Source organism: Chamaesiphon sp. OTE_20_metabat_361 (assembly GCF_031364565.1).
The window spans coordinates 1-4,761 of record NZ_JANLWO010000555.1 but is presented as its reverse complement, the minus strand read 5'-3'; the positions used below and the strand labels follow the sequence as shown (position 1 = coordinate 4,761).

Below are 4,761 nucleotides of genomic sequence, written 5' to 3'. Positions count from 1 at the left end.
GATCTGCCCCTGCGGACTTTATTCGAGCGACAAACGATCGCCGATCTCGCCGAGACTGTAGTTCAGCATCTAGCTGAAGACACCGAGGATGACGAGATGGCAAGGATCTTAGCCGAATTGGAGCAGGTTTAATTAAGTAATAAGTAATAAGTAATAAGTTTGTTTTTGAGACAGAGATTCAAACTTACTCCCCTCTCCCCACCCTGCCGTGCATACACAAGTCCGTTTGAGTTGATGCGTAGTCCTTTGACCCCACCCCAGCCCTCCCCTTGCCAAGGGGAGGGAGCGAGAGCTACCCCTTGGCAAGGGGGGGTTGGGGGGGTAAATCAACCTAAAACGAAGTCTAGCCGAATTGTGTATACACCGTAGCCTTATAAAAGGGAGGTTCGGTGGGGGAAAGATCTATGGCAGTAATTTAGAGAATTGGTATAGACCTGTTTATCTGGATGTTTGTAACTCCGCGATTTTCTTGAGCATTTGTTGATATTTTTGGTTATCTTGACGATCGAGGTACAATTTAGCTGCCGCTTGTAAATCGATAATGGCGCTTTGTTTCTCCCCTGTAGCTATTTTAATTAAACCGCGATGGTAATAAGCTTGGGGTAGATTGCGATCGAGACCGATCGCGGTATTTTGGTCGAGCAAAGCTGCTGGATAACGATTGAGTTGGTAGGATGCCGCGCCGCGCGAGCTGTAATAAACAGCATTTTTATTACTTAATTGAATCGCTCGATCGCAATCACTAATTGCATCGTCAAATTTGCCGATTTGGAATTTGAGAGCGCACCGATTACCGTAGGCGAAATCTGACTGAGGCGTGAGGCTGACAGCTTTATCGAGATCGATAGTTGCTTTGAGTTTATCGCCTAATTTAGCATAGGCAGAGCCTCGATAAATATAAGCTTCGACTTTTTTGGGATTGAGGGCAATTGCCGCACTCAAATCGGCGATCGCGCCTTGAGACTCGCCCATTAATAACTTACAAGTGCCTCGCCAGAACTTAGCTGTCGCTGACTTGGGATTGAGGGCGATCGCTTTGGTAAATTCGACGATCGAGCCAGGTAAATCGGCTTTAGAGACGCGCTCGAATCCACTTAAAATAAAATCATCAGCTTTAGGTGAAGTAGCTCTAGCCACGATCGGACGACTGCCGATCTTTAAGCCCAATTTAGTCGCTAGTTGCTGAAAAGTATTAATCGGAATGCCCAGATTAAATCCGGTTTTGACCCGAATGTTCGGATCGATTTCTGAGATCGTAATTTTGGTATCGACATCGCCCCGACCGTGGATGGCAATCAATTCACCACGATCGTTAAATACACCCCCACCGCTCATTCCGGGCAAAGTATTATTACTATAAATCAGGGCATAACCATCTTTTAATGGTCTACTGCTATTGGCAGTGATTTTACCATCAGTAAAACTAAAAATTGACAGATCGATCGCCACAGTACTGCTAGGAAATCCCGACACATAGGCAGTCGTCCCCTCGGTAGAAGCATTGGCATCTCCCAATTTGGGCACGGCATAGCGGAAGTCGCTCCTAAATCTGACTACGGCAAGATCTACCCCAGGGAGGGTTTCGATCGATTCTGGTGATAGTTGATAGCGGCGATTGTCAAAGGTAATGGCGGTGTATTTGCTGCGCCGATCTTTGACGACGTGAGCAGCCGTCAACACGAGATATTGCCCGCCTTGCTGTTGAATAATTTGTCCCGAACCCTGGGATGTGTCGCTTTCAATCTTGACTGTCGCCCCTTTAGCAATCCGTGCTACCTCGGTTGCTGATAGCCCCAGACTAGCCGTGGCGTATAGGACGATCGTGCTGCCAATGGCAAGAGACACTAATTGATTTAAGTAAGACATAACAATGGTTCTGACTCAGATCTGTGATATTTATTTGCCTCATTCTACGCAGCGGCGGCTCGTGATTACCGATAACTACGGGAAAATTTACCGAGCAATCCTAGATCGTTTGGAGGGTTGCTTAGATGAGTGTCTTCGGTGCGTTACGCTGGCTCGATCGCACACCCTACGGTGTTATATTTGTGCCGCGACTGAAGTTATTGCCGCTTACTGAGCCAAAAACGCGACTAAATCTGCTAATTTATCCCATGCCTTACCGCTACTGAGTACCGTTTGAGCGATCGCGATCGCCTGTTGATGTGCGCCGATGGGTACGATGCCACCTATCTGCAATGCTAATCCGGCATTTAGCGCGACGACATCGCGCTGAATTGTCGTCCCTTTACCTTGCAAAATGGCGGTGAGAATCGCGGCATTTTCAGCAACATCGCCACCTTTGAGAGCGGTAATCGGTGCGGGCGTCAGCCCCAATGCTTGCGGATCGATACTAGTCAGTTCGACGCGTCCGTCGGTCAAAATTGCCAAGTCCGTCAGATCGCCCAAGCCTGCTTCATCTAAGCGTTCGCGCCCGTGTAAGACGATCGCTTGGCGCGTGCCTAAAAGCCCAGTAGCGGTAGCCATCGTTTCGAGTAAATGGGGCGTACCGATGCCGATAACTTGCCCCGTCGGACGGAGGGGATTGACAAGGGGGCCGATCGCGTTAAATACTGTCCGAATCTTCAATTCTTGCCGTAAGGGTGCCACTGCTTTGAGCGCGGGATGCCAACCCGCCGCAAATAGAAAGGTAATCCCGACTGCATCTAGCGCAGCGGTAACGCGATCGGGGGGAGCTGAGAGCTTGACGCCCAGAGCCTCCAATACGTCCGCAGAACCGACGCGACTCGATGCCGACCTACTACCATGTTTGGCGACTTTTACCCCGGCTGCTGCGGCTACAAACGCCGCTGCGGTGGAGATATTAAATGTCGCGGCTCCATCGCCGCCCGTCCCACAAGTATCGATGACGGGAGTGGGATGCTCGATCGATCGAGATTGTAGCACCTGTGCCATTCCCGCTAACTCGGCTGCGGTAATTTTTTTGGCTTCCAGTGCCGTTAAAATTGCCCCAGATAGCACTGGAGAAATCTCATCTTGTAACCAGCCCTGCATCAGCCTAGTGGCTTGTTGCTGGCTGAGTGATTGCTTGTCTAGCAGTTGCTGGAGTATTAATGACCAGGCGATTGGAGTGGTGGGGTTAGGAGAGATGCTCATGAGCCGCGCGATCTGGATAAGTACTGAATCTTATCATTTCCACTCGCTCTTCTTACCAATCGATGTCCGATCGCGCATTACGGAATCAGAGGGTGTCTGAAAAGTCCCAGATTTGGTAGCCTAGCGATTGAAATCGCGGCTACTGTACAAAACCTGCCTACGCAGGTTGCAGAAAACTTCGGTCTGTGTTTGCCACGATCGCGGCGGTTTTAAACGTTAGCAGCTTTTCAGACACACTCTGAGAACCGAACACTTAGAAGTAGTTTTGGTGTAAACGTAGCGAACTAGACATCGAATGGCTACGACGTTCGATGTCAGCGTAAAATAAGACTCAAACAATACGTCATAATTTAATTATTTACTCCCAAGTGAAAGGATAGGAGTGCCCATACCAGATTCGGACTCATAGCTCTCATTTAAATTGGTAACTGCATTATGAAGAGAATTCCCTTATATTTACAGATTGTTATTGCTTTAATTATTGCTGTCATCGTTGGTGTGCTTTTGGGAGCGGGCAAGCCGATTTTATCAAAAGATATTATCGAACATTTGGCATTACCAAGTACTTTGATTCTTAAGGCACTCCGCACGTTAGCAACACCACTGATTTTCCTGGCGATTATTCATACATTTCTGACAGCCGAGATTCCGAGTAATTCTGGACGAAAGTTATCGATTTTGTTAGTCACCAATACACTCGTCGCGATCGGCATCGGGTTGCTAGTTGCCAATGGCTTGCGTCCGGGAGCGGGGGGACAATCTTTAGCCACTTCGTCAACTACCCAGAGTACCGTCAAACAACTCGATCCGTGGGGGTTGATTGCCGATATTATTCCCGATTCGATTCTAAAACCATTAGTAGATAATAATGTTATTTCCCTGATTTTTGTAGCCTTATCTTTTGCGATTATCCTCAGAGCGATTAAAACCGAACAAATCAAAAATAATCGGCAAGAATACCTATCGATAGAGCAAGGAGTCGGGATTTTATTTGAGGCAGTAATTGGGATTTTGCATTGGGTAATTGCCTTAGTGCCGATCGCGGTATTTGGGATTGTTGCTAAGACAATTGCCATTCAAGGATTTGCTCCATTTAAAGCATTAGGCTCATTTGTCGTAGCTGTCATCATCGCGCTATTGCTACAAGCAGCCTACTATCTCACCAGAGTCAAACTAGGCTCTTGGGTATCGCCAGTCCAATTTTTGACGGGTGGCTCCGCTGCTTTGATTACAGCTTTTTCGACTGCATCTTCGACAGCGACAATGCCCATTACCTTCAACGCCTTGATCGAAAAAGTTGGCTTGCGCGAGTCTTCGGCATCCCTGGGTGCGCTAGTCGGGAGTAACTTCAATAACGATGGGACTGCGCTCTATGAGGCGATGTCAGCGCTATTTATCTCTCAAGTACTAGGACAAAACCTCACACTGGTACAACAAGTCATGGTGATGCTCACTTCGATTGTGGCATCTGTGGGGGCAGCAGGCATCCCCGAAGCGGGTTTGGTGACGATGACACTGGTATTTACCTCCGTGGGATTGCCGACAGAGTACATTGCCATTCTAATTACGGTAGACTGGTTTCTCGATCGCTGTCGAACGGCGATTAATGTGATGGGTGATATGACTGTCAGTGCTATTATCGAT

The 4,761-nt window shown here is 48.1% G+C and carries 3 protein-coding genes; 1 reads left to right on the top strand and 2 read right to left on the bottom strand.

All coding sequences use genetic code 11. The annotated features are described in order from the left end of the window. Positions 1-438: 438 nt before the first annotated feature. Together RMO35_RS15905 and trpD are read right to left on the bottom strand one after the other, a co-directional pair. The gene (locus tag RMO35_RS15905) at positions 439-1,866 is read right to left on the bottom strand and encodes a tetratricopeptide repeat protein (protein WP_309742302.1); all 1,428 of its coding nucleotides are present in this window, start codon (positions 1,864-1,866) and stop codon (positions 439-441) included. A gap of 207 nt (positions 1,867-2,073) precedes the next feature. Further along, entirely contained in the window at positions 2,074-3,117 is a 1,044-nt protein-coding gene (gene trpD, locus RMO35_RS15900) for an anthranilate phosphoribosyltransferase (RefSeq protein WP_309742301.1), read from the bottom strand. A 435-nt stretch (positions 3,118-3,552) separates the two neighbouring features. Here trpD and RMO35_RS15895 point away from each other — a divergent pair. Further along, positions 3,553-4,761: dicarboxylate/amino acid:cation symporter (locus RMO35_RS15895; RefSeq protein WP_309742300.1), on the top strand; the 1,209-nt coding region annotated here is incomplete at its 3' end.

Bases quoted from the DNA above. Each gene is read 5' to 3' on its own strand.
- RMO35_RS15905 (WP_309742302.1), bottom strand. From the start codon at position 1,866: ATGTCTTACTTAAATCAATTAGTGTCTCTTGCCATTGGCAGCACGATC.
- trpD (WP_309742301.1), bottom strand. From the start codon at position 3,117: ATGAGCATCTCTCCTAACCCCACCACTCCAATCGCCTGGTCATTAATA.